The organism is Sinomonas sp. P47F7 (genome assembly GCF_049332655.1).
Taxonomy (GTDB): domain Bacteria; phylum Actinomycetota; class Actinomycetes; order Actinomycetales; family Micrococcaceae; genus Sinomonas.
In genome coordinates, this window is sequence record NZ_CP186327.1 from 2,091,608 (window position 1) to 2,112,833 (window position 21,226).

Genomic DNA, 21,226 nt, shown 5'->3' on the forward strand with positions numbered 1-21,226 from the left:
CCGTGGACACGAACGATCCGGGTACCCAGCCCGCGGACGCCTTCCTCTCGGGGAGCCTCCGCCATGCTCCGGGCCCGTACTTCGGCGCCTACGGCGGCCGTTGGATGCCCGAGTCCCTCATCGCGGCCCTCGACGAGCTCGAGGAGACGTTCGAGAAGGCCAAGCAGGACCCCGAGTTCGTCGCCGAGATCGCGGAGCTCAACCGGAACTACTCGGGCCGCCCCTCGCTCCTCACGGAGGCGAAGCGCTTCTCGCAGCACGCTGGCGGCGCCCGCGTGTTCCTCAAGCGCGAGGATCTCAACCACACGGGCTCGCACAAGATCAACAACGTGCTCGGGCAGGCCCTGCTCGCGAAGCGCATGGGCAAGAGCCGCATCATTGCGGAGACGGGCGCGGGCCAGCACGGCGTCGCGAGCGCGACCGCGGCAGCGTTCCTCGGCCTCGAGTGCGTCGTGTACATGGGCGCGGAGGACTGCCGCCGCCAGGCGCTCAACGTGGCCCGGATGCAGCTCCTCGGCGCGACCGTCGTCCCCGTGACGAACGGTTCCCAGACGCTCAAGGACGCGATCAACGACGCGCTCCGCGACTGGGTCGCGAACGTGCAGACCACCCACTATCTGCTCGGCACCGCGGCCGGGGCGCATCCGTTCCCGTCCATGGTCCGGTTCTTCCACGAGGTCATCGGGGACGAGGCCCGCGAGCAGATCCTCGATCAGACCGGGCGGCTGCCCGATGCCGTGTGCGCGTGCATCGGCGGCGGCTCGAACGCGATCGGGATCTTCCACGGCTTCCTTGACGACCCGGACGTGCAGCTCTTCGGCTTCGAGGCAGGGGGCAGCGGGGTGGAGACCGGCCGCCACGCCGCGACGATCACGCTCGGCAGGCCTGGCGTACTCCACGGCGCACGTTCGTACCTCATGCAGGACGAGGACGGCCAGACCATCGAGTCTCACTCGATCTCGGCCGGTCTCGACTACCCGGGCGTCGGGCCCGAGCACTCGTACCTGCACGACATCGGCCGCGTGACGTACGAGCCGATCACGGACACCGAGGCCATGAACGCATTCAGCGTGCTGTGCCGCACGGAGGGGATCATCCCCGCGATCGAGTCCTCGCACGCCCTTGCCGGCGCGATCAAGGTCGGGAAGCGCCTCGCCGAGGAGGGTGACGCGTCCCAGAAGGTCATCATCGTCAACCTCTCGGGCCGCGGCGACAAGGATGTCCAGACAGCCGCAGAATGGTTCGGCATGCTCGACGAGAACGGCCAGGTCAAGGGGACCACGCTGTCCACGAGGCGGCCGAAGGGCTTCGCTCCCGACGGCGACGCGGGGGAGGAGAACGCATGAGCGAGACGGAGCAGGCAGCAGGCGGCTCGGCTGAGGGGCAGGCGCCCATGAGCAAGACGGCCGCCGCGATCGACCGGGCGCGGGCTCAGGGCCGCGCGGCCCTGGTGGGCTATCTCCCGGCTGGCTTCCCCAGTGTCCAGGAGAGCATCGACGCCGCGATCGAACTGGCCCGGAACGGTGCTGACATCATCGAGATCGGGATCCCGTACTCCGATCCCGTCATGGACGGCCGCGTCATTCAGGCAGCCACGACCGAGGCTCTAGCCAACGGTTTCCGGGTGGCGAGCGTGTTCGACGTCGTCAAGGCGGTGACGGACGCGTCGGACGCCGCGGTGCTCGTCATGACCTACTGGAACCCGGTGATGCGCATGGGCGTCGACGAGTTCTCCCGGCGCCTCGCGAGGGCTGGGGGAGCGGGGCTCATCACGCCGGACCTCATCCCCGACGAGGCGTCGGAGTGGTTCGAGGCCTCGGACCGCTACGGCCTCGACCGGGTGTTCCTCGTGGCCCCGTCCACGACCCCCGAGCGCATGGCCATGACGGTCAGCGCGACGCGCGGCTTCACGTACGCGGTCTCGCTCATGGGCGTGACCGGCGCGCGCGAGGCCGTCGATGAGAGCGCCCAGCGCGTCGTCGCGGGCGCCCGCGAGGCGGGGGCCGAGCGCGTGTGCGTGGGCCTCGGCGTCTCGACGGCCGCACACGTGCGGGAGATCGCCGCCTACGCCGACGGCGTGATCGTGGGCACCGCGATCGTGAGCGCCCTGCGCGAGGGCGGTCCGGCCGCCGTCGGGCGCCTCGCTGCCGAGCTCAGCGGCGGGCTGGCCCCCGCGGAGCATCCGGCGTGACCGCCGTCCGGGGCGTCGCGTCGCTTCAGGTCGCCGCGGCCATCCCGGCGCCTGCGTGGTCGGGCTTCGACATCCCGCTCCCGTGGGGCTCCCTCAAGATTCACGCGTACGCGCTGTGCATCCTCCTCGGTATCGTCGTCGCCCTGTGGCTCACCATGAGCCGGTGGCGGGCGCGCGGCGGCGCGGTGGATGCGGTCTGGGACATCGCCATTTGGGCCATCCCCGCGGGGATCATCGGCGGCCGGCTCTACCACGTGTTCTCGTCGCCTGACCGCTACTTCGGCCCGGGCTACAACGGCACAGGCGATCTGTGGGCGATCCCCAGGATCTGGGAGGGCGGTCTCGGGATCTGGGGCGCCGTCGTGCTCGGCGCGGCGGGTGCATGGATCGGCTGCCGCCGCTCGGGCGTGCGGCTTACGGCCTTCATGGACGCGGCCGCCCCCGGCCTCCTCCTCGCCCAGGCGATCGGACGCTGGGGCAACTACTTCAACCAAGAGCTCTTCGGTGGCCCCACCACGCTTCCCTGGGGCCTTCAGGTCGACCCGACGAGCCCCAACTTCCCGGCCGGGTTCGCCGCGGGCACGCTCTTCCACCCGACGTTCCTGTACGAGTCGCTGTGGGACGTCATCGGGGTCATCCTCATGCTCGTTCTCGACAGCAGGGTGCGCTTCCGCGGCGGCCGGCTGTTCTGGTTCTACGCCGGCTTCTACACGCTCGGCCGCGTCTGGATCGAGGCCCTGCGCATCGACCCCGCCGAGCAGATCACCCTCTTCGGGGTCACGACCCGTCTCAACGTCTGGACGAGCATCTTCGTGTTCGTGCTGGCCCTCGTCGTCTTCCTCGCGCTCAGCGCGCTGCGGGGGCGCGAAGTTGACACGGTGTGGCTCCGCGGGCGCGAACCGATCGCCGAACCGGCCGCCGAGGCGTCGCCTAGCGATTCCGCGGCTGTTGCGGACGACGGCGCGAGCGAGCCTGCCGAGGGGCCGGCTGGACCCGCCGTGGGCGCCGCGGAGACGGCCGACGTCGGCGCCGAATCGCGGCGCGAGGCGGAGCCTATCCAGCATCCGGACTCGGCCGTCTCGCCATACGGCGACCATGGTAAGGTTGCGACACACCGAGCCGGCCTCGATGAGCCGCGTCCCGCATCTCAGGACGCGCTGCATTCAGCGGAGGACGACGGCAAGTAGGGCTCAGGCCTGCCTCGCCAACGCACCGGGCCACCGCCCGCGCGCTGCTCGCTCCACAAAGGCGTGGATCATAGGCCGCTCAAGCCCCGTGCCGCCGGCCACTGTGGGTTGGTTCCCCGACGCTGTTCGACGGCGCGGCGCCCACCCTACAATTTCCAGTAATCAGCGCCGTGCTGGGTCAGTCGTGGCCAGCAACGCGGGGCCAACGTTGTCCCCTGTCGCTACATCGATCAGGAGGAAGGACGTTACGTCATGACTCACCCGGCACACGGCACCGCCGTCGAGCTCAGGTCAGGAGGGGTCGCCTCGCCGTTCGAGCGGTTCTCGGCCCTTCCCTCTTCGGCCGGTCTCTACCGTGCGGACCAGGAGAAGGACGCGTGCGGTCTCGCGATCGTCGCGACCCTCCGCGGCGAGGGCGGGCATGACATCGTCGACGCCGCGCTCCATGCCCTGCGCGCGCTCGAGCACCGCGGCGCCGTCGGCGCCGACGAGGGCACGGGCGATGGCGCAGGCATCCTCCTGCAGATCCCGGACGATTTCTTCCGCGCAGCGGTCGACTTCGAGCTGCCCGCGCTCGGGCAGTACGCCGTCGGCATCGCGTTCCTCCCCGCGGAGGACCGCGAGGACGCCGCGGCGCGCGCCGGCATCGAGGCCCTCGCCGAGTCGGAGGGCCTCACGGTCCTCGGGTGGCGCGAGGTCCCGATCGTCGCCGAGCTCGTCGGTGCGATGGCCCGCGCGTGCATGCCGCGCTTCGCACAGCCGTTCTTCGGTTCGGCGACGGGGGAGCAGCTCGACCGCAACGATCTCGACGCCCGCGCGTGGCGCATCCGCAAGCGCGCGCAGAACAAGCACGGCGTCTACTTCCCGTCGCTTTCGTCACGCACGATCGTGTACAAGGGCATGCTCACCACGGCTCAGCTCGAGCCGTTCTACCCTGACCTCTCCGACGACCGCTTCACGACGAAGCTCGCGATCGTCCACTCGCGCTTCTCGACGAACACGTTCCCGTCGTGGCCGCTCGCCCAGCCGTTCCGCACGATCGCGCACAACGGCGAGATCAACACGGTCAAGGGCAACCGCAACTGGATGCGCGCACGCCAGTCGCAGCTCGCGAGCCCCCTCCTTGGCGAGGTTCCCGAGGAGCTGTTCCCGATCTGCACGCCCGGCGCCTCGGACTCGGCCTCATTCGACGAGGTCGCCGAGCTCCTGTGGCTTTCGGGCCGCCCGATCACGCACTCGATCATGATGATGATCCCCGAGGCGTGGGAGAACCACGCGACGATGGATCCCGCGCGGCGCGCGTTCTACGAGTACCACTCGCTCTTGATGGAGCCGTGGGACGGCCCGGCGGCCGTCTCGTTCACGGACGGCACACTCGTCGGCGCGACCCTCGACCGGAACGGGCTCCGTCCGTGCCGCTACTGGGTCACCGAGGACGGCCTCGTGGTGTTCGCGTCCGAGGTCGGCGTCGTCGACGTCGAGCCGGCCAAGGTCGTCAAGAAGGGCCGCGTTGCGCCCGGCAAGATGTTCGTCGTCGACACCGACGCGGGCCGCATCATCGAGGACGCGGAGGTCAAGGCCGAGGTCGCCGCAGCCAACCCGTGGCAGGAGTGGCTCGACGAGAACGTGATCCGCCTCAAGGACCTCCCCGAGCGCGAGCACGTCATTCACACGCCGCAGTCCGTCAACGTGCGCCAGCGGACGTTCGGCTACACGCAGGAGGAGCTCCGCGTCCTCGTGGGGCCGATGGCCCGCACGGGCGCCGAGCCGATCGGCGCGATGGGCTCCGACACCCCGGTGGCCGTGCTGTCGAAGCGGCCACGCCTCCTGTTCGACTACTTCGTGCAGTCGTTCGCCCAGGTGACCAACCCGCCACTCGACGCGATCCGCGAGGAGCTCGTGACGAGCCTCAACGGCGCGATTGGGCCCAACGGCAATCTCCTGAGCATGGGCCAGGTCAAGGAGAAGCAGGTCATCCTGCCGTTCCCGGTGATCAACAACGATCAGCTTGCGAAGATCTCGAACATCGAGAACGACCGAGGCGACCGGATCTCGGTCAAGGTCCGCGGGCTCTACCGCCCCGAGGGCGGCGAGGCCGCGCTCCGTTCGCGGCTCACGGAGATCTGCGAGCAGGTCTCGGGCGCGATCAACCGTGGCGTCCAGTACGTCGTGCTGTCCGACCGCGATTCGAACGCCCAGTGGGCGCCGATCCCGTCGCTCCTGCTCGTCTCCGCGGTCCACCACCACCTGCTCCGCAGCGCTAACCGCACCAAGACCGCGCTCGTGGTCGAGGCGGGCGACGTCCGCGAGGTCCACCACATGGCCGTGCTCCTCGGCTACGGCGCGTCCGCGGTCAACCCCTACCTCGCGATGGAGTCGGTCGAGGAGCTCATCCGCTCGGGCGACCTCCCGGGCGTGACGCCCGAGGACGGCGTCTACAACCTCATCAAGGGCCTCGGCAAGGGCGTGCTCAAGATCATGTCCAAGATGGGCATCTCGACCGTCGCGTCCTACTGCGGCGCGCAGACGTTCGAGGCGCTCGGCCTGTCCCAGGACCTCGTGGACGAGTTCTTCGCCGGCACCCACAGCCAGCTCGGCGGCGTGGGCCTCGACGTCGTCGCGGCCGAGGTCGCGGCGCGGCACGAGATGGCGTACCCGGCGTCGGGCATCGAACAGCCGCACCGACCGCTCCTCAACGGGGGCGAGTACCAGTGGCGTCGCGACGGCGAACCGCACCTGTTCAACCCTGAGACGGTCTTCCGCCTCCAGCACGCCACGCGCGAGCGTCGCTACGACGTGTTCAAGGCGTATACGCAGGGGATCGACGACCAGTCGAAGAACCTCATGACGCTCCGTGGCCTGCTCACGTTCCGCGATGGGCTCCGCCCCGCGATTCCGATCGAGGAAGTCGAGCCGGTCTCAAGCATCGTCAAGCGCTTCTCGACCGGCGCGATGAGCTACGGCTCGATCTCGAAGGAAGCCCACGAGACGCTCGCGATCGCCATGAACCGCCTCGGCGCTCGCTCGAACACGGGCGAGGGCGGCGAGGACGTGGATCGCCTCCTGGACCCCGAGCGCCGCTCGGCCATCAAGCAGGTTGCCTCGGGCCGCTTCGGAGTCACGAGCCTGTACCTCACGAACGCGACCGACATCCAGATCAAGATGGCGCAGGGCGCCAAGCCCGGCGAGGGCGGCCAGCTCATGGCGCAGAAGGTCTACCCGTGGGTGGCCCGGACGCGGCACTCGACGCCCGGCGTGACCCTCATCTCGCCGCCGCCGCACCACGACATCTACTCGATCGAGGACCTCGCGCAGCTCATCTACGACTGCAAGCGGTCCAACCCGGGCGCGCGCGTGCACGTCAAGCTCGTCTCCGAGGTGGGCATCGGCACGGTCGCCGCGGGCGTCACCAAGGCGAAGGCCGACGTCGTGCTCGTCTCGGGGTACGACGGCGGGACTGGCGCCTCGCCGCTCAACTCGCTCAAGCACGCGGGTGTTCCGTGGGAGCTCGGCCTCGCCGAGACCCAGCAGACGCTCATGCTCAACGGGCTGCGCGACCGCGTCGTCGTCCAGGTGGACGGCCAGCTCAAGACTGGCCGCGACGTCGTCGTGGCGGCGCTGCTCGGCGCCGAGGAGTACGGCTTCGCGACCGCTCCGCTCGTGGTCTCGGGCTGCATCATGATGCGCGTGTGCCACCTCGACACCTGCCCGGTCGGCGTCGCGACGCAGAACCCGGAGCTCCGGGCACGCTTCAGCGGCAAGCCGGAGTTCGTGGTCAACTTCTTCGAGTTCGTGGCCGAGGAGATCCGCGAGACCCTCGCGGCGCTCGGCTTCCGCTCGCTCGAGGAGGCGATCGGACGCTCCGAGTTCCTCGACACGCGCGACGCGATCGACCATTGGAAGGCCGAGGGCCTCGACCTCTCGCCGATCCTCGCGGGTCTCGACTTCGACGAGGACGCGCCCCTGCGCAACCTCACGGGTCAGAACCACGAGCTCGACAAGCACTTCGACGTCCAGCTCATCGAGATGGCCCGCGAGGCGCTCACGGATCGCAACCCGGTCAAGATCAGCCTGCCGGTGGTCAACACGGACCGCTCGGTGGGCACGATGCTCGGCCACGAGGTCACGCGCACGTTCGGCACGGACTACCTCGCGACCGACACGATCGACGTGACGCTCACCGGCACGGCAGGCCAGTCGCTCGGCGCGTTCCTCCCCGCGGGCGTGACGCTGCGGCTGTTCGGCGACTCGAACGACTACGTGGCCAAGGGCCTCTCGGGCGGCCGCGTGATCGTCCGCCCGGACCGCACGAACGTCTTCCCCGCGGAGGACAACGTGATCGCGGGCAACGTGATCGGCTACGGCGCGACGAGCGGCGAGGTCTTCCTGCGCGGCATCGTGGGCGAGCGCTTCCTGGTCCGCAACTCGGGCGCTACGGCCGTCGTCGAGGGCATCGGCGATCACGGTTGCGAGTACATGACGGGCGGCCAGGCCGTGATCCTCGGACGCACGGGCCGGAACTTCGGAGCCGGCATGTCCGGTGGCACGGCGTTCGTGCTCGACCTCGACGCCGCGAAGGTCAACACGCAGTCGCTCGACTCGGGCGAGCTCACGCTCCTCGAGCTCGACGACGAGGACCGCGACATCGTGCGGAACCTCATTGCGAAGCACGCCGAGGAGACGGGCTCCCAGCTCGCACAGCGACTGCTCGACAACTTCGACGACACCGCAGCTCGCATGACGAAGGTGCTGCCCCGCGATTACGCGGCCGTGCAGCAGACCCGGCTGGCGGCCCTCGAGGAGGGCCTTGATCCGGACGGGGAAGAAGTTTGGTCTCGCATCCTGGAGGTGACCGGTGGCTGATCCACGCGGATTCCTGAAGGTTCGGCAGCGTGAAACGCAGCCGCGCCGTCCCGTTCCCGTCCGCATCATGGACTGGAAAGAGGTCTACGAGGCCCAGGAGAACGGCGTCCTCAAGCGCCAGGCGAGCCGCTGCATGGACTGCGGCATCCCGTTCTGCCACCACGGCTGCCCGCTCGGGAACCTCATCCCCGAGTGGAACGACCTCACGTGGCGCGGGAAGGAGCAGGACGCGAGCGAGCGGCTCCACGCGACCAACAACTTCCCGGAGTTCACCGGCCGGCTCTGCCCGGCGCCGTGCGAGACGGCCTGCGTGCTCGGCATCAACCAGCCGGCCGTGACCATCAAGCAGATCGAGGTCTCGATCGCGGAGCAGGCGTTCGAGGGCGGCTTCGTCGAGCCGCTCCCGCCGGCGCGCCTCACGGGCAAGACGGTCGCGGTCGTCGGCTCGGGTCCCTCTGGCCTCGCCGCGGCGCAGCAGCTCACGCGGGTCGGCCACACGGTCGCCGTCTACGAGCGCGACGACCGGATCGGCGGCCTCCTGCGCTACGGCATCCCGGACTTCAAGATGGAGAAGGACGTCCTGGACCGCCGCCTCGAGCAGATGAAGGCCGAGGGCACGCGCTTCCGCTCGGGCGTCGAGGTGGGCCGCGACGTGAGCTGGGATCAGCTGCGGCGCCGCTACGACGCCGTCGTCATCGCGACGGGCGCGACGGTCCCGCGCGACCTCGCGATCCCCGGGCGCGATCTTGACGGAGTGCACTTCGCCATGGAGTACCTCGTCCAGGCCAATCGTGTCGTGGCCGGCGACGCCGTCGAGAACCAGATCGACGCGCGCGGCAAGCACGTGGTGATCCTGGGCGGCGGGGACACGGGCGCCGACTGCCTCGGCACGGCCCACCGCCATCAGGCGGCGTCGGTCACGACCCTCGCGATCGGCAAGCAGCCGCCGTCGGAGCGCCCCGGCCACCAGCCATGGCCCATGTTCCCCACGCTTTTCGAGGTCGCGAGCGCTCACGAGGAGGGTGGCGAACGGACCTACCTCGCCTCGACTGTCGAGTACGTGGGCGAGAACGGGCGCGTAACCGGCCTCAAGGTGGCCGAGACGGAGTACGTGGACGGCAAGCGTCTCCCGAAGGCAGGCACCGAGCGGGTCATCCCGGCCGATCTCGTGCTGCTCTCCCTAGGCTTCACCGGGGCCGAGGAGTCCGGGCTGTCCGGGCAGATCAGCGCTCCGTTCGATCCGCGCGGAAACGTGGCGCGGGACGCTGCGTACATGACGGAGACGCCCGGCGTATTCGTCGCGGGCGACGCCGGCCGGGGACAGTCGCTCATCGTGTGGGCCATTGCCGAGGGGCGCGCCTGCGCGGCCGAGGTCGATCGGTTCCTTATGGGAAGCACCATCCTCCCGGCACCGGTGGCGCCGACCGATCGGGCCATCTCCGTCCTCTGACACTGACGCGCAGGGCCCCCTCGGGGGCCCTGCGCGTTGTGAGCGCGGCCGCTCCCACCACGAACGGACCGCGAAGTTCATCCCCCAGACATCCACGTTCCCTACACAACCCCTAGGGTGAGGTATATGAGACGAGCGAAAATCGTTGCCACGTTCGGCCCGGCCATCTCGAGCTACGAGAAGACCCTCGCAGTCATCGAGGCCGGCGTTGACGTTGCCCGACTGAACATGAGCCACGGCGACCACTCCGTCCACGACGCCACGTACGAGAACGTGCGCAAGGCCTCGGCGGAGCTCCACAAGGCCGTCGGCATCATGGCCGATCTCCAGGGCCCCAAGATCCGCCTGGGCCGCTTCGTTGACGGTCCGTACGAGCTGGCCCCCGGCGATGTCTTCACCATCACGACCGAGGACGTCCCCGGCACGAAGGACATCTGCTCGACCACGCTCAAGAGCCTCACGGAGGACGTCGCCCCGGGCGACACGCTCCTCATCGACGACGGCAAGGTCGCCTTGCGCGCCACTGCGGTCGACGACGTCAAGGTGGTCACCGAAGTCGTCGTGGGCGGAATGGTGTCCAACAACAAGGGCATCAACCTCCCCGGGGTCGCGGTCAACGTCCCCGCGCTGAGCGAGAAGGACGAGGCCGACCTCCGCTGGGCCCTCCGCCGAGGTGTCGACTACATCGCCCTCTCCTTTGTGCGTGACGCGAAGGACATCGACCGCGTCCACGAGATCATGGAAGAGGAGGGCCGCAAGGCTCCCGTCATCGCCAAGATCGAGAAGCCGCAGGCCGTCGAGCAGCTGCACGAGATCATCGACGCGTTCGACGCGATCATGGTGGCCCGTGGCGACCTCGGCGTCGAGCTGCCCCTCGAGGAGGTGCCGCTCGTCCAGAAGCGCGCGATCGAGCTGGCCCGCCGCTGGGCCAAGCCCGTCATCGTCGCGACCCAGGTGCTCGAGTCGATGATTGAGAATCCGCGTCCGACTCGTGCCGAGGCGTCCGACTGCGCTAACGCGGTGCTCGACGGCGCCGACGCGGTCATGCTTTCGGGCGAGACGAGCGTTGGTGCCTACCCGATCGAGACGGTGCGCACGATGGCGAAGATCATCGAGTCCACCGAGGAGCACGGCCTCGAGCGCGTCCCGGCCCTCGGCTCGCAGCCGAAGACCCGCGGCGGCGCGATCACGCGCGCAGCCGTCACGATCGCGGACCAGCTCGACGCGAAGTACATCTGCACGTTCACGCAGTCGGGCGATTCGGCCCGCCGTCTGAGCCGCCTGCGCCCGCAGAAGCCCATCTTCGCGTTTACGCCGCTCACCTCGACGCTCAACATCCTGAGCCTGTGCTGGGGCATCCAGCCGCGCATGGTCGAGTTCGCGGAACACACCGACCAGATGATCGCGCAGGTGGACGAGTACCTGCTTCGCGCGGGCCTCGCCCAGCCGAACGACATCGTGGTGGTCGCGGCCGGTTCGCCCCCCGGCGTCGCCGGCTCGACGAACGCGCTGCGTGTCCACAAGGTCGGCGACCTCGCGGACGCCGGCCAGCTCCTCGACGGCGCGGCCAAGCCGGCCCGCGAGCAGGTCGGCCCGTGGCCGGTGTCGACCGAGCCGCGACGCCCGAAGATCTGACCTCTCCCTGCGAGAAGCCGAGAGGCGGCACCCGATGGGTGCCGCCTCTCGGCTTTGGTGGCTAGTGGCCCGCTGGGCCGAGCGCCGCCGTCGTTCGGTGCCCGCGCGCCGTCGTCCGACGACGACGGCGCGCGACGTGCGCTAGCTGACCTGGTTGATGATCGTCTCGGCGACCTCCCGCATGCTGAGCCGGCGGTCCATCGACGTCTTCTGGATCCAGCGGAAAGCCTCGGGCTCCGTGAGGCCCATCTTGGTCATGAGCAGGCTCTTGGCCCGCTCCACGAGCTTGCGGGTAGCGAATTGCTCCTGCAGGTCGCTGACCTCGGCCTCAAGGGCCTTGATCTCCTCGTGGCGCGAGAGGGCGATCTCGATGGCCGGGATGAGATCGTTCGGCGTGAACGGCTTGACCACGTAGGCCATGGCCCCCGCGTCGCGGGCCCGCTCGACGAGCTCCTTCTGGCTGAACGCCGTGAGGAGCACAACCGGCGCGATGCGAGCCTTGACGATCTTCTCCGCCGCGGTGATGCCGTCCATGACCGGCATCTTCACGTCCATGAGCACGAGGTCGGGGCGCAGTTCTTCCGCGAGCTCGACGGCCTTCTCGCCGTTGTCGGCCTCGCCCACCACGTCGTAGCCCTCTCCGCGGAGGATCTCGATGATGTCGAGACGAATGAGCGTCTCGTCCTCGGCCACGATCACGCGTCGCGTGGCCGGGGCCTTCTCCGCTTTGGGGGCGGCCTTGGGGGCGGGCGTGGGCTTTGCGGTCTTCTCCGACGTCTTCTCGGACACTCGGGCTCCTTGCTGCAGGTTCAGGGTGGAACTAGGACGATCCTACCGGTGGGGAGCCCCGCCCGCTTGCGGACGCGGCCGTAGAGGTAGGACGGAGGCCTCCGCGGCCTGTAGAGTAGTGCCGCACGTCGGCCCCCGGAAGGGGCGCGAGCAGGCCCGAGTGGCGGAATCGGCAGACGCGCCGCACTCAAAATGCGGTATCGAAAGGTGTGTGGGTTCGAGTCCCACCTCGGGCACAGTACGGCCGCGGCCGGGGCCCCTTGGGACCCTGGCCGCGGATGGTTCTACGTCCGGGTGCGCCCGCGGCGGGCGACGGCGTCGATCGTCACCGCTGCCACAAGGACGAGCGCCGTGACCACGTACTTCGCCGGGGCGCTGTAGCCCTGCAGGCCCATGCCGTTGTCGATGGCCGCGATCACGAGCCCGCCGAGCACTCCGTGCAGCGTCTTGCCGCGCCCGCCGAAGAGGCTCGTCCCTCCGATCACGGCTGCCGCCACGGCGTAGAGCACGAGCGTGCCGCCGTCGTAGGAAGTGGAGACCGAGCGGAGCCGCGACGCGTAGACGATTCCCGCCAAGCCCGCCGTGAAGGAGGCGAGCATGAAGGCGAGCGTGCGGATGCGCGCAAGGTTCACGCCGCCCCGCCGTGCAGCCTCGGCGTTGCCGCCGATCGCGTAGACGTAGCGGCCGAATCGCGTGCGGCCGAGCAGGAGCGTCCAGACGGCGAGAACCCCCAGGACCACGAGCAGCACCCAGGGCACGCCGCTGATTTCGACGAGCGTTCCGCGATTCGTGTTGCAGAGCAGGACGATCGCCACGCCGGCGGCCAGAACGGCCGCGATCTTGAGGGCGCTCACGCTCGCGGGCGGCGCGACGAGTCCGCTCTTCCGGCGGCGCGCGTCGCGCAGCCAGGTCGCGACGCTGAACACCGCGGCAAGGGCCAGCATGACGATCCAGCTCGTGATCGGACTGAGATTGCCGCTGGCAATGTTGTTGATCGTGGTGTTGTTGATGGGCACCACACCGCCGCTGCCCAGGATGATCAGCATCACGCCGAGCCAGCCGAGTTGGCCGCCAAGCGTCACGACGAATGACGGGAGTCTGAGCCGCGTGATGATGGTGCCGTGCAGGATCCCGATCCCGGCACACGCCGCGAGCGCGACGGCGATCGCTGCCCACCAGGGCCAACCGGTGGACTCCTGGACGAGTTCGGCCATGATGACGCCGCCCACGCCTCCGACGTACCCGATCGACAGGTCGATCTCGCCGAGCAGGAGCACGAAGATCTGGCCCATCGCCAGCATCATGAAGACGGAGCCCTGGATCAGCAGGTTCACGAGGTTGCCGGCGGTGAGGAAGTTCGGGTTGAGGGACTGGAACAGGACCGCAATGAGCACGAGCCCGGCGAGGACCGGCAGCACTCCGCTCTCGCCTCCCCGGACGCGCGCGAACGCCGCGCGGAAGTATTCGGGCAGAGACCTCGCGGTGATGTCGGGGTTCAGCGCGAGGGCGGCGTTCCGCCTAGCGGCTGCCGTGGTGAGTTCCTCCTGAAGAGGAGCCGTGACGACAGGAGGAGGCTCTTCCACGGTGGGCGCCGACATTTCGGAGGGCGTCGCCGCCGTGATCTGGGGCCGCGTCCGCTCGGAGGCGCCGGAGGTCATGAGATCGACCACGATCTGCTTGTCGAGCTCCGCGACGGGCTGAACCTCCACGAGCCGTCCGAGCCTGAGTACGGCGATCCGGTCGGCGACGTGGAACACGTCGTTCATGTTGTGCGAAACGACGATGACGGCGACACCCCGGTCGGCGAGTTGGCGAATCAGGTTGAGCACAACTTCCGTCTGGGCGACGCCGAGGGCCGCCGTCGGCTCGTCCATGATCACGAGCTTCGAGTTCCACAGGACCGACTTCGCGATCGCGACCGACTGGCGTTGCCCGCCGGACAGCGACGCGACGGGCTGGCGGATGGAACGCACGGTCGTCACGGCCAGGCTCGCGAGCGTCTCCCGAGCGGTGATCTCCATGCTCTCCTCGTCGAGGAGGAGATGGCGCAGCCGTTCGCGGCCCAGGAACATGTTCTGCACGATGTCGAGGTTGTCGCACAGCGCGAGGTCCTGGTAGACGGTCTCGATGCCGAGTGCGGCGGCCTCGTGCGGTGAGCTGAACCGCACGGGCTCGCTTTCCCAGAACAGCTCTCCGTCATCCGGGGTGAAGATGCCGGCGACGCACTTGATCAGGACCGACTTGCCCGCGCCGTTGTCGCCGGCCAGCGCGGTCACCTTCCCCGTCGGCACCTCGAGGGTGACGTCGACGAGCGCTTGGACGGGCCCGAAGTTCTTGTCGATGCCGACGAGTCGAAGCAGGGGCCCCGAGTCCGGCCGGACCGTGGTGTCCGGCCGGGCCGAGGCTTCCGGCTGAGATGGCGTATCAGGAGTCACGCTTGATCCCGGATCTGTTCGGTTAGTGGATACCGGCCGCGGTGCAGGCGTCCTTCACCTGCGTGATGCACAGCGAGGAGACCGTCACGGCACCGTCCTTGACGACCGTGTCCGCCATGTTCTTCGTGGTGACCCACACCGGGGTCAGCAGCGACGAGGCGACGTCGGACTTCGCCGTGTCATCCGTCGTCTTGCCGTTGACCAGTGAAGAAGGAACGGCCACGCCGGCCCGCAGGTACAGCGCTGCCGCGGCGGCGGCCTGGGCCTCAAGGTAGATCGGCTTGTACACCGTTCCGCACTGGTAGCCCTTCAGGATGTTCTGCAGGCCGGACAGGGACGCATCCTGACCCGTGGTCGGGAAGGTCATGGCCGGAATCTGCTTGCTCTGCAGGTAGGCGATCACCGCGTTGGCATTGTCGTCATTGGGCGTGACGACCGCGTTGATGCTCGGGTGCGCCGTGTACTGCTGGGCGAAGGTCGTCTGCGCTACTGATGGCGTCCACGTTCCGGCAGGCTCGCCAGCGTTCGTGTACTCGCCACTGTCGAAGTGCGCCTTGAGCACCCCGTTGTAGCCTTGGGCGAACAGCTTCGCGTTGTTGTCGGTCGGATCCCCGTCCATGATCAGGATGTTCGGCTTGGCGACCTTCCAGTCGGCAAGGCACGTGATTTCGCCCTGACCGATCAGCTGGCCGACCTTGACGTTGTCGAAGCTCACGTAGGTACGATCCTTCGAGCCGCCCTTGACGAGCCGGTCATAGTCGATCACCTTGACGCCGCGCGCTGCAGCAGACGCCTCGATGGCGGCGCCCGAACCGGAGTCGAGGGCGTCGACGAGCAGCACCGAAGCTCCGGCCGTGATGTCAGCCTCGGCCTGGGTCTGCATCGTGCTCGCGCTGCCCTGCGCGTTGTCGATCTTGAACTTGGAAGAGTCGAGGCCCGCGGCCTCGAACGCCTGCTTGAGGTAGGGCGCGTCGAAGGTGACGTAGCGTGCGGACGTTGTGGTGTCCGGCAAGAGGACGCCGACCATGCCCTTGCCCTGCGAGGCGAGGGACGTGAGTTGCTTCATGGCCGAGAAATCGGCCGTGAACGCATCCGCGGAGATCTGCGGAACGGCGCCCCCTGAGCTCGGGGAACTCGACGTCGTGGAGGATGCTCCCTGAGACGAACAGCCGGCGAGGGCTGTGATGGCGAGGGCTGCAATGAAGGTTGTTTCGGCGCTTCGCGCCGAGACCTTCATGTGCTTCAACATTTCTTACCTTCTAAGGATTGCGATTGCAGGCGACTTGGCGGGCCCAGGATCTGGGCGTCGTCGCCGGGCGCAGGTCGACGCCGGAGACCGGGGCGACTCTCACCTGCAGGCGCCGAGGTGTCAGCAGCGAGGCTGACTGGCGGCTCAAGGTCCGGTGATGCGAAATCACGGGTCCTCTCTGATATGAAGAATGCCTTGTCGGGCATCAAATGTTGCCCGATGACTACGTTGTAGACCCGATGCCCGTCCTTAGCAAGGCTTCGCGCACGGGCTACGCTGGGGCCCATGGCGGACTTCGTGTACTACGTGGGAAGCAGCCTCGACGGCTACATCGCCCAGGACGGCGGCGGCTTGGCTTGGCTCGAGAAGTTCAACGGCGTCGAGGGCCTGGGGGAGTCGTACCGCACGTTCGAGGAGGGCGTGGGCTGCGTCGTGATGGGCGGGGACACGTACGAATGGATCCGCGAGCACCACCCCGGCGAGTGGTCGTACCGGGTGCCGTGCTGGGTGTTCAGTCACGACGAGCTTTCGGCGGACGACGGCGCCGACGTCGTCATCGTGCGCGGCGACGTGGCCGAATTCGCGGAGGAGCTGCGGCGGGACGCGGGGGAGAACGACGTCTACATCGTGGGCGGCGGCGACCTCGCGGGCCAGTTTCTCGCCGCGGGCCTGTTGGATCGGATCGTCGTGACGTACGTGCCCGAGGTCCTCGGCGGGGGCGTTGCGCTCTTCGGCGGCCGCGCGCTGCTCGAGGCGCGGGACTTCCGCCTCGTGGGCCTCGTGCAGCGCGACGGGACCGTTGAGCTCGACTATCGCGTGGCCTGAGGTCGGCGCGCGGGCTACGCGCCTTCAGTCTCCGGGCGAGTCTGCGGCGCGGGGGTGTCGCGCAGGAGGTTCGTGATCCGTGCGGTGCACACGCGGCGGCCCGCAGAGTCGGAGATCACGATCTCGTGGGACGTGACGTTCCGGCCGAGCTGGATCGCCGTGCACACGCCGCGGACCATGCCCTCGGAGGCGGCGCGATGATGCGTCGCGTTGAGGTCGACCCCGACGGCAATGCGGCCGGGGCCGGCATGCAGCGTCGCGGCAAAGGAGCCGAGCGTCTCCGCGAGGGCCGCGCTCGCCCCGCCATGGAGCAGGCCCACCACCTGAGTGTTGCCCGCCACCGGCATCGTCGCGACCGAGCGCTCGGCGCTGAGCTCCTCGAAAACAATGCCCAGCTTCGCGACGAGCGCCCCGACTCCAACGTCCGCGAGCCAGTCGCGGAGGTGCTCGGGAACGCGTGCAGCGCCGATCTCGTCGTCGTAGTCCCCCGGGACCCCCGCGAGGCGCCCGGTCCGAGTGTGATTCCCGTCCATGCCCACTAGGCTGGCACCCGTGAGTCAAACGAGCAAAGCCGAACCCGCCGTCGTCCATTCTCTGGGGGAGGCCGGGCGCCTTCTGGTCCTCGACGGGCACTCGATGGCCTTCCGAGCGTTCTTCGCGCTTCCGGCCGAGAGCTTCCGCAACGCGGAGGGGCAGCACACGAATGCGGTCCACGGCTTCACCTCGATGCTCATCAACCTCGTGCGGGACCAGAAGCCCACGCACATCGCCGTCGCGTTCGACGTGAGCGACGAGACGACTCACCGCAAGGCCGAGTACAGCGACTACAAGGGCGGGCGCAACGAGACGCCGGCCGAGTTCCGCGGCCAGATCGACCTCATCAAGCGGGTCATGCACGCCCTCGGCATCCGGACCCTTGAGCTGCCGGGCTACGAGGCGGACGACATCCTCGCGACGCTCGCGGCGCAGGGGTCGTCGAGCGGCATGGAGGTCCTGCTCGTCTCGGGCGACCGCGACACGTTCCAGCTCGTGAACGATCACGTCTTCGTCCTCTACCCGCGCAAGGGTGTGAGCGACATCCCGCGCATGGACGCCGCAGCGATCGAGGAGAAGTACTTCGTTCCGCCGGCGCGCTACCCGGATCTGGCCGCGCTCGTCGGCGAGTCCGCCGACAATCTCCCGGGCGTCCCCGGCGTCGGCCCCAAGACGGCCGCGAAGTGGATCACGCAGTACGACGGCCTCGAGGGGGTCCTCGCGCACGCCACCGAGATCAAGGGCAAGGCCGGCGAGAGCCTGCGCGAGAACATCGATTCGGTTGAGCGCAACCGCCGCCTCAACCGCCTCATCACCGACCTCGACCTCCCGGTTCCGCTCGCAGAGATGGCGGACCCGAAGCCCGACACCGCGGCGATCGAGGCGCTCTTCGACGAGCTCGAGTTCCGCACGCTGCGCACGCGCGTGTACGAGATCTTCGAGACCGCGCCCGAGGCCACAAGCGAGGATGTGTTCGAGGTCCCGGAGGCGTCGCAGCCCTCCGCGGACGAACTCGCCGAAGCGCTCTCCCAGCTGGGCGTGGCGGCCCACGGCGCGCCGATCGCCGTCGCGATCCGCGCGGAGCCCGCGGGGGAGCGGCAGGAGGCCACCGCCGTCGCCCTCGTCGCGCACGGGGCCGCTGTCTACGTGCCGCTCGACGGCGCGTTCCCGCCCGTCCTCGCGGAGTGGCTCGCGGACACAGCGGTGCCGAAGGCCCTGCACGAATACAAGGAGGCGGCCAAGGCACTGCGTGCCGTCGGCGTGGAGCTCGGGGGTGTCGTCGACGACGTCTCGATCTCGGGCTACCTCATCGAGCCGGATCGTCGCAGCTACGCGCTCGCGGACCTCGCCCAGCACCACCTCGACATCCAGCTCGGCGCGGCCCCGGCGGCGGGGCAGCTCGCGCTCTCTTTCGAGGAGGACGGCGAGGCCCTCCGCGCGCTCGTGCGCGAGGCGGCCGTGGTTCGCGCCCTCAACGTCGACTTCGCGCCGCGCCTCGCCGAGGTCGGTGCCGCGGCGCTCCTGGCCGACATGGAGCTCCCGCTCGCGCGCGTTCTGCTCGACATGGAGTGGGCCGGCATCGCCGTCTCGACCCTGCAGATCGACGCGCTCATGGACGATCTGGGCCGCGCGAGCGAGGAGGCAGCCGAGAAGGCGTACGCCGCGATCGGCCACGAGGTGAACCTCGGCTCGCCCAAGCAGCTTCAGACGGTCCTCTTCGAGGAGCTCGAGCTCCCCAGGACGAAGAAGATCAAGACCGGCTACACGACGGACGCCGCGTCGCTCAAGGAATTGCTCGACAAGACTGGGCATCCGTTCCTCGAGGGCCTCATGGCGCACCGCGAGTCGAGCAAGCTCCGCCAGATGGTCGAGACGCTCAAGAAGTCCGTCACGGCCGATTCGCGGATCCACACGACGTACGCGCAGAACATCGCCGCGACCGGACGGCTGTCCTCCAACAACCCGAACCTCCAGAACATCCCGATCCGCTCCGAGGAGGGGCGCCGCGTCCGGGACGTGTTCGTGGTCGGGGAGGGCTACGAGTCGCTCCTCTCCGCCGACTACTCGCAGATCGAGATGCGGATCATGGCGCACCTCTCGAGCGACGCGGGCCTCATCCAGGCCTACCGGGAGGGCGAGGACCTGCACCGCTTCGTCGGCGCGGGGATCTTCCACGTCGAGCCCGAGGACGTGACGTCGGAGATGCGCTCGAAGGTCAAGGCGATGTCCTACGGACTCGCGTACGGGCTCACGTCGTTCGGGCTCTCGAAGCAGCTCGAGATCTCCGTGGACGAGGCGCGGACGCTCATGAAGGATTACTTCGATCGCTTCGGCGGGGTCCGCGACTACCTGCGAGGAGTGGTCGAGGAGGCCCGCAAAGACGGCTACACGTCCACGATCTTCGGGCGCCGCCGGTACCTCCCGGACCTCAACAGCACGGACCGCGCGCGCCGTGAGCTCGCGGAGCGCATCGCCCTCAACTCGCCGATCCAGGGCTCGGCGGCGGACATCATCAAGCGCGCGATGCTCGGGGTCGAGGAGGAGCTCCACGCGCGCGGGCTCGGCTCGCGTCTCCTCCTGCAGATCCACGACGAGCTCGTGGTCGAGGTGGCGCCGGGCGAGGAGGACGCGGTGCGGGACGTCGTGGTGACCCGCATGGGCTCGGCGGCCGAGCTGTCCGTCCCGCTCGACGTGCAGGTCGGCGTGGGCCGCACGTGGAATGAAGCCGGGCACTGAGCACAGACTGGGGGAACATGGCGCAGGGGGACCAGCACATGGGTGACTACGAGGTGCGGCGCTTCCGCGCGGCCCTTCCGGGCGAGGACGGGTACGACCAGACGCGCGCGTGGATCCGGGCCGTGGGGGCCGGCTTCTACGAGAAGCGACGCTCGGACGAGTACGTGGCCAAGTCGGCTGGCTCGCTCGTGGCCGACCGTCGGGAGATCACGGGCGCCTACCAGAAGGGCCCCGTTCCGGCGGGCACGCTCGGTCCCGACGTTCCCGTCGCGACGTTCGCGACATTCCGCAAGACGCTCAACGTCGGCTATGGAGTGCTCGTGCCAGCCCACCTCATCACGGCGGTCACCGTGCGGCCGAGTCACCGCAGGCGGGGGCTCCTGCGGCGCCTCATGAGCGAGGACCTCACCCGAGCGAAGAACGACGGCGTGGCCGTCGCCGCGCTCACGGCCTCCGAGGCGTCGATCTATCGTCGATTTGGCTTCGGTGTCGCGACCGCCGAACGCCGCATCACCGTGACGACGGGTGCGCGGTTCCGCCTCGCCGTTCCGACCGACGGCCGGGTCGAATCGGCCGACCCCGCCGTCCTGCTCGAACTCGCCCCGCGCATCTTCGCGCGCGTCCACCGGGCGACGCCCGGCTCGATCGACCGGCAGGAGCGTTACCGGCTCGCGGCCGGCGGCCAGTGGGACAGGGACGGCGGCGAGGATGCGGCCTTGCGCGCCGCGCTGCACTTCGGGCCGGACGGCGAGCCCGACGGCTACGTGACGTACGCGTTCCGCGGCTGGGAGCACGAGCCCTACACGATCGACGTCAGCGACCTCGTTGCCGCGACGCCCGAGGCCTATCTCGCGCTCTGGGATTTTCTCGGCTCCCTCGATCTCATCCGCCGCGTCTCGTGGGCGGCCGCGCCGGTGGACGATCCGCTCGCGTGGGCGCTTGAGGATCCGCGCGTGATCCACGCCGAGGCTGGCCAGGACATGCTGTGGCTCCGCATCCTCGACGTGCCGGCGGCCATCGCCGCGCGCCGGTATGGGGCGGATGGGGAGCTCGTGCTGGACGTCGTGGACGGGCTCGGGCTGGCCGGGGGACGCTTCCGTGTGCGGGTCGAGGGCGGGATAGCGGCCGTATCCAATGCGGACGGCGCGCCGGCCGATCTCACCGTGGACGTGGCGGAACTCGGGTCGATGTACGTCGGTGGCGTTCGGGCGACTACCCTTGGGGAGGCAGGCCGTATCGCTCAGGCGGATCCCGGGGCCGCCCTCGCGGCGGAGCGGATGTTCGCCGTCGAACGCCCGGCCCACTGCTCCACCCACTTCTGAGCCGATCCCC

The 21,226-nt window shown here is 69.2% G+C and carries 13 protein-coding genes and 1 tRNA gene; 10 read left to right on the plus strand and 4 right to left on the minus strand.

Annotated features, from left to right (window positions below; genetic code table 11):
• Positions 1–2: 2 nt before the first annotated feature.
• From trpB to pyk, 6 genes are all read left to right on the plus strand, one after another.
• Positions 3–1,346, plus strand: a complete 1,344-nt coding sequence (trpB, locus tag ACOKR1_RS09855; RefSeq protein ID WP_422936598.1) for a tryptophan synthase subunit beta — start codon at positions 3–5, stop codon at positions 1,344–1,346.
• Positions 1,343–2,191, plus strand: coding sequence for a tryptophan synthase subunit alpha (trpA, locus tag ACOKR1_RS09860; protein ID WP_422936454.1), 849 nt, complete (start codon positions 1,343–1,345; stop codon positions 2,189–2,191). Before trpB ends, trpA begins: the two co-directional genes overlap by 4 nt.
• Positions 2,188–3,378 carry a prolipoprotein diacylglyceryl transferase gene (lgt, locus tag ACOKR1_RS09865; RefSeq protein WP_422936455.1) on the plus strand — a complete coding sequence of 397 codons (1,191 nt, stop codon included), beginning with the start codon at positions 2,188–2,190 and terminating at the stop codon, positions 3,376–3,378. The genes trpA and lgt overlap by 4 nt, the downstream gene beginning before the upstream one ends.
• A 252-nt stretch (positions 3,379–3,630) precedes the next feature.
• Positions 3,631–8,241 carry a glutamate synthase large subunit gene (gltB, locus tag ACOKR1_RS09870; protein ID WP_422936456.1) on the plus strand — a complete coding sequence of 1,537 codons (4,611 nt, stop codon included), beginning with the start codon at positions 3,631–3,633 and terminating at the stop codon, positions 8,239–8,241.
• Complete coding sequence (locus ACOKR1_RS09875) at positions 8,234–9,691, plus strand: glutamate synthase subunit beta (protein WP_422936457.1); 1,458 nt, start codon at positions 8,234–8,236, stop codon at positions 9,689–9,691. Before gltB ends, ACOKR1_RS09875 begins: the two co-directional genes overlap by 8 nt.
• Positions 9,692–9,817: 126 nt before the next feature.
• The gene (gene pyk, locus ACOKR1_RS09880; protein ID WP_415854344.1) at positions 9,818–11,326 is read left to right on the plus strand and encodes a pyruvate kinase; all 1,509 of its coding nucleotides are present in this window, start codon (positions 9,818–9,820) and stop codon (positions 11,324–11,326) included.
• Between the two features lie 141 nt (positions 11,327–11,467).
• Here the strand turns inward: pyk and ACOKR1_RS09885 are convergent, their stop codons facing one another.
• A complete protein-coding gene (locus ACOKR1_RS09885) occupies positions 11,468–12,025 on the minus strand; it encodes an ANTAR domain-containing response regulator (protein WP_136610281.1) in 558 nt (185 codons plus the stop codon).
• Positions 12,026–12,269: 244 nt separating this feature from the next.
• Between ACOKR1_RS09885 and ACOKR1_RS09890 the strand changes: the two genes are divergently transcribed.
• Positions 12,270–12,351 (plus strand) — tRNA-Leu (locus tag ACOKR1_RS09890).
• Between the two features lie 48 nt (positions 12,352–12,399).
• On the opposite strand, the gene ACOKR1_RS09895 is transcribed toward ACOKR1_RS09890, so the two are convergent.
• The gene (locus ACOKR1_RS09895) at positions 12,400–14,550 is read right to left on the minus strand and encodes an ABC transporter permease subunit (protein ID WP_422936458.1); all 2,151 of its coding nucleotides are present in this window, start codon (positions 14,548–14,550) and stop codon (positions 12,400–12,402) included.
• 22 nt (positions 14,551–14,572) lie between these two features.
• Positions 14,573–15,799 carry a sugar ABC transporter substrate-binding protein gene (locus tag ACOKR1_RS09900; protein WP_422936459.1) on the minus strand — a complete coding sequence of 409 codons (1,227 nt, stop codon included), beginning with the start codon at positions 15,797–15,799 and terminating at the stop codon, positions 14,573–14,575.
• 285 nt (positions 15,800–16,084) lie between these two features.
• Here ACOKR1_RS09900 and ACOKR1_RS09905 point away from each other — a divergent pair, with 285 nt between their 5' ends.
• On the plus strand, positions 16,085–16,624 hold the full coding sequence (locus ACOKR1_RS09905) for a dihydrofolate reductase family protein (protein ID WP_422936460.1): 540 nt from the start codon (positions 16,085–16,087) through the stop codon (positions 16,622–16,624).
• 14 nt (positions 16,625–16,638) lie between these two features.
• Here ACOKR1_RS09905 and ACOKR1_RS09910 read toward each other — a convergent pair whose 3' ends face one another.
• Positions 16,639–17,157 (minus strand): hotdog fold thioesterase, encoded by a 519-nt coding sequence (locus ACOKR1_RS09910; RefSeq protein ID WP_422936461.1) that lies wholly within the window; start codon positions 17,155–17,157, stop codon positions 16,639–16,641.
• A 103-nt stretch (positions 17,158–17,260) separates the two neighbouring features.
• Between ACOKR1_RS09910 and polA the strand changes: the two genes are divergently transcribed.
• Together polA and ACOKR1_RS09920 are read left to right on the plus strand one after the other, a co-directional pair.
• Complete coding sequence (polA, locus tag ACOKR1_RS09915; protein ID WP_422936599.1) at positions 17,261–19,894, plus strand: DNA polymerase I; 2,634 nt, start codon at positions 17,261–17,263, stop codon at positions 19,892–19,894.
• A gap of 17 nt (positions 19,895–19,911) precedes the next feature.
• Positions 19,912–21,216 (plus strand): GNAT family N-acetyltransferase, encoded by a 1,305-nt coding sequence (locus tag ACOKR1_RS09920; protein ID WP_422936462.1) that lies wholly within the window; start codon positions 19,912–19,914, stop codon positions 21,214–21,216.
• Positions 21,217–21,226: the final 10 nt, after the last annotated feature.